Source organism: Frankia sp. AgKG'84/4 (assembly GCF_023242965.2).
Classification (GTDB): Bacteria; Actinomycetota; Actinomycetes; order Frankiales; family Frankiaceae; genus Frankia.
Genome location: NZ_JALKFU020000501.1, coordinates 1 through 4,036 on the forward strand (window position 1 = coordinate 1; position 4,036 = coordinate 4,036).

The following is a 4,036-nucleotide window of genomic DNA, read 5'->3' on the forward strand; positions in this document are numbered from 1 at the left end:
GCGTCGACGGCAGCGCGGCGCCGAGTTCAAGGGCCTGTCTGGCCCGCGCGGCGGCGGCCGACGGATCGGTCGCGTCGAGGCCGGCTGCCTCGGCCACCAGCTGGCCCAGCAGACAGCTGTCGACCTGCGCCGGCGCGACGCCGAGCCGGTAGCCGTCACCGTCGAGCACCACCGCGCCGGCACCGCAGGCCGCCCTGGTCCGGGAGACGACCACCTGCAGGCCCTTGGCCGGATTCGCCATCGGCTCCCCGCACCAGATCAGCTCGACCAGGCGCCGCGCCCGCACCGGCCGCCCGTTCTCGGCCGCCAGCGCGGCGAGCAGAGCCTGTGACCGGTCACCCGCGACCGGGGCGCCCTCCCAGCGCACCCCGTCCAGGAGAGTAAGACGCACGACCACGCTGATCAGTCTAGGTGCGCGGACCGCCGCCGGCTCGGCCCGCAGCGGCCCTGGAAGGGGACGCGGTCCGCCGCGGGGCGCAGCTCGGAACGGCGCGCAGCCCTGGCCCGAACGCGGGTACCCGCCGCAGGATCGTGATGCTGTCGTCGGGCCGTGGCCGGGGCGGTGGGAGGGAATCCGGCCGGAGTGTTGTCCATGTGTTACGAACACATTGCAATGAGTTGCCAGGATCGGCGGGGTGGTGTGGCATCAGGGCATCACTGTCGCTGGAGGGAAACGTCATGCCGACGACCGACATCGTGGCGGCCGGCGAGCCGGCCCACGCCCATGGCCACGGCCGGTGAGCACCCGAACCGCGCAGGGTCACGCGGAGTTCCTCTGGTACGTCCCCAACGAGGTCCGACCCGGGCACCGCGGTGATGACCCGACGGCGGGCCACAACAGTCTCGACACGCTGACCCGCCAGGCCCTCGCCGTCGAGCGGCACGGCTGGCGGGGCGCGCTGCTCGGCGCCGGCTGGAACCGACCGGACACCTTCACCGTCGCCACCGCCCTTCTCGCGCGCACGACCAGCTTCGAGCCCCTCATCGCCGTGCGTCCCGGCTACTGGCGCCCGGCGCACTTCGCCGCCGCCGCGGCCACCCTCGACCAGCTCTCAAGTGGGCGGGTGCGTGTCAACATCGTCTCGGGCCGGGACGACCTCGCGGCGTACGGCGACGGCGAGGCGAGCCCGGCGCAGCGTTACGCCCGCACCGCGGAGTTCATGCGCCTGGTCCGCCGGCTGTGGACCGAACGGGACGTCACCCACGACGGCGAGTACTTCCAGCTCACCGGCTCGACCCTCGCCCCGCGGGTCCAGGCGCGCCCCGGGCGGCCCCATCCAACGTTCTACTTCGGCGGCGCCTCCGCGGCGGCGGAGCAGGTCGCGGCCATGGAGGCCGACGTCCAGCTGTTCTGGGGCGAGCCGCGCGACGACATCGCCGAACGCATCACGCGCCTGCGGGAGCTCGGCGAGAAGCTCGGTCGCGAACACCCACCGCTGGAGTTCGGCCTGCGCGTCACCACCCTCGTCCGGGACACCTCCGCGCAGGCCTGGGCCGACGCCGAGGCCAAGGTCGCCGACCTGGCCGCCCGCCGGGACGACCTCCCCGAGGGCCACGGCCACTCCGGCGCCGTCGGCCAGCGGCGCCTTTTCGACCTGCAGGCGCGCGGTGACGTCCTGGACGACAACCTCTACACCGCGCCGGGCCGGATCGGCGGCGAGGGCGCCGGCACGACCTGGCTGGTCGGCTCCGCGGCGGAGGTCGCGGCCGCCCTGCGCCGCTACGCCGACCTGGGGATCACCCACTTCATCCTGTCGGACACGCCCTACCTGCGGGAGGTCGAGCGCCAGGGCAACGAGCTGCTGCCCCTGCTCAGGGCGCCCGGGTAGCCGGCATCGAGTGATCCTCAAAGTGCCTCGCGGTGGGCGCGGGGCGCGACCGGCCCGCCGTGCGGCCGTCCTGTCTGCGAAGATCGGAGCGTGGATGAGTCCCGCGAGCGCACGGTGACGCCGGAGGTCGTCGCCGCGCTGCGTCAGGCCGGCTGCCGGTTCGCCTATCTGCATGGCAGCCGTGCGGACGGGCGCCAGCGGGTCGACTCGGACGTCGACGTCGCCGCCTACTTCGGAGGGCCGCGGCCGCCGAACTCCTTCGATGTACTCCTGCCGACCGGGGTGGACCTCCTTGTCCTGGACAACGCTCCGCTCGAGCTCGCAGGCCGGGTCGCCCTCGGCGGAAAGCTGATCGTCGAAGACGACCCCACCGCGCGCGTGCACTGGGAAGCGATGACCCGAAAGATCTACTTCGACGAACTGCCACGGATCACCCGCTCTCACCGGGAGTTCGCGGCCGCCCTGCTCGCTCGGACCACCTGACCGTGGTCGATCAGGTCCGGGTGCTGCGCCTGCTCCGCGCCATCACCGATGACCTCTCCGTGCTTCGCCGCGAGGCGGACGCCGACGACGAGCGCCGCGCGGACCCGATCTGGCTGCGGGGCGTCAAGTACACCTTCGTGACCGCGATCGAGGCGTGCGTCGATGTGGCGCAGCACCTCTGCGCGGCGCGTGGCTGGGGACCGCCTGCCGACAACGGTGACGCGGTCCGCCTCCTCGGTGACCACGGAGCGCTGGCTCCGAATCTCGCGCGATCGCTCCGCAAGGCTGTCGGATTCAGGAACGTGCTCGTCCACGACTACATCACCGTCAACGATGACATCGTCATCACCCGTCTGGGAGACCTCGGCGACCTCGACGACTTCGTTCGGCAGATCGTGGTCCACGTCTCCGCGGAAGACGCCTGACCTGTCCCGTCCACGCTGGTCCCGGGTGGAACGGAGATCGCTGACCGGAAGGCCCGGGGCCTTACCTACGGCGCCCCGATGACGGGTGCCTACGCGCCGCTGATGGGCTTGCGGGTGATCCGGTAGTCGAGGACGAGGAACGGGATGCCGAACAGGGCGAAGGCGTGCTCGGCGCGCAGCTCGCCGTCCTGGGCGTAGACGTCGAGGTCCTCGGCGAAGCCGTGGACGGCCGCGGCGGTGAGGCTGCCGTCGGACTCGTCGCGGTAGGCCAGGTAGTGGCCGGGGTGTTCCAGCTCGCTGCGGCTGGTGAGGGTCAGGCCGCCGCCGGGGCGGGCGCGGGGTAGCAGGGTCGCGGTGAAGCTGGCCTGGGGGAGGGGAAAACCGACGCTGACATAGCCGCGGTCGCCGTGCCGGTAGGTGGTGTAGATCCCGACGTAGATCGGTTCATCGGTGTCGGCGAACGAGCGGATCCAGCCGCGGACCGCCACGGTGTCGCCGCCGGAGTTGGTGTCGCCGGCAGTGCTGGCATCGGCAGTGCTGGCGTCGGCAGTGCTGGCGTCGGCAGTGCTGGCGTCGGCGTCGGGCAGCGTGATGATGTCGATGCGGCTGCGGATGCCGCGCTGGGTCTCCCGCTGGTTCATCGGCACGTTCGCCTGGCCCAGCGGGCGGGCCAGGGCGTTGCGGTAGAGCAGGTAGCCGGGGCGCACCCACAGCCGCCAGCGCGGGGTGATGTCGAGGGCGAACCGGGTGGTGTGCTCGTAGAACTCGCGGACCAGCGGGTCGACGCCGGCGGGGTCGAACTCCGGGCCGGCCAGCGCGTCCAGGGACGCGACGATCCCGATGTCGGCCACGTCGCCGGCGTAGCGCCCGCCGAGCTCGTCGGCCAGTTCCCGCACGTAGCCGGTGCCGACCCGCCGCGAGCGGGCCTGGCGCGGCACGACGAAGGGCAGGCGCTGCGCCGGGACCCGCTCGGCGAGCAGGCTCACCTGCGCGTCGCGGAACACCGCCGGGGAGGCCGTCCGGTAGGCGGCCATGGTGAGGGCGGCGACGGCGGCGGGCGGCACCGGGCGGCCGCGCGCGCCGAGCAGGCTGCCCATCGCCGCGCCGAACGCCGGCCCGAACAGAACCTTCTGCGGGCGCAGACCGAGCAGCCCGGCAAGGCCGCCCGTCGCCGCGCCGACCGTCCGCGGACCGGCGCCGGTGAGCTTCCCGGCGGCCCAGCCGAGCGGGGCGACGAGCGCCGCGCTGGTCGCGATCCGCTGCCACAGCGGGGGTATCTCGCCGGGACGCTGCCGGGCC

At 73.4% G+C, this 4,036-nt stretch carries 5 protein-coding genes; 3 read left to right on the plus strand and 2 right to left on the minus strand.

Going from position 1 to position 4,036, the window contains the following annotated elements:
* The coding region (locus tag MXD58_RS22080) for an AfsR/SARP family transcriptional regulator (protein WP_518478602.1) at positions 1 to 397 on the minus strand (397 nt) is incomplete at its 3' end.
* A gap of 340 nt (positions 398 to 737) precedes the next feature.
* Here MXD58_RS22080 and MXD58_RS22085 point away from each other — a divergent pair.
* From MXD58_RS22085 to hepT, 3 genes are all read left to right on the plus strand, one after another.
* Positions 738 to 1,829, plus strand: coding sequence for an LLM class flavin-dependent oxidoreductase (locus MXD58_RS22085; protein WP_248837852.1), 1,092 nt, complete (start codon positions 738 to 740; stop codon positions 1,827 to 1,829).
* 90 nt (positions 1,830 to 1,919) lie between these two features.
* Positions 1,920 to 2,312: a nucleotidyltransferase domain-containing protein gene (locus MXD58_RS22090; protein WP_248837851.1), complete on the plus strand. Its 393-nt coding sequence runs from the start codon at positions 1,920 to 1,922 to the stop codon at positions 2,310 to 2,312.
* 2 nt (positions 2,313 to 2,314) lie between these two features.
* Complete coding sequence (gene hepT / locus MXD58_RS22095) at positions 2,315 to 2,737, plus strand: type VII toxin-antitoxin system HepT family RNase toxin (protein ID WP_248837850.1); 423 nt, start codon at positions 2,315 to 2,317, stop codon at positions 2,735 to 2,737.
* Positions 2,738 to 2,826: 89 nt separating this feature from the next.
* Here hepT and MXD58_RS22100 read toward each other — a convergent pair.
* Positions 2,827 to 4,036, minus strand: a 1,210-nt coding sequence (locus tag MXD58_RS22100) for a hypothetical protein (protein ID WP_250609841.1), incomplete at its 5' end; no start/stop codon positions are given.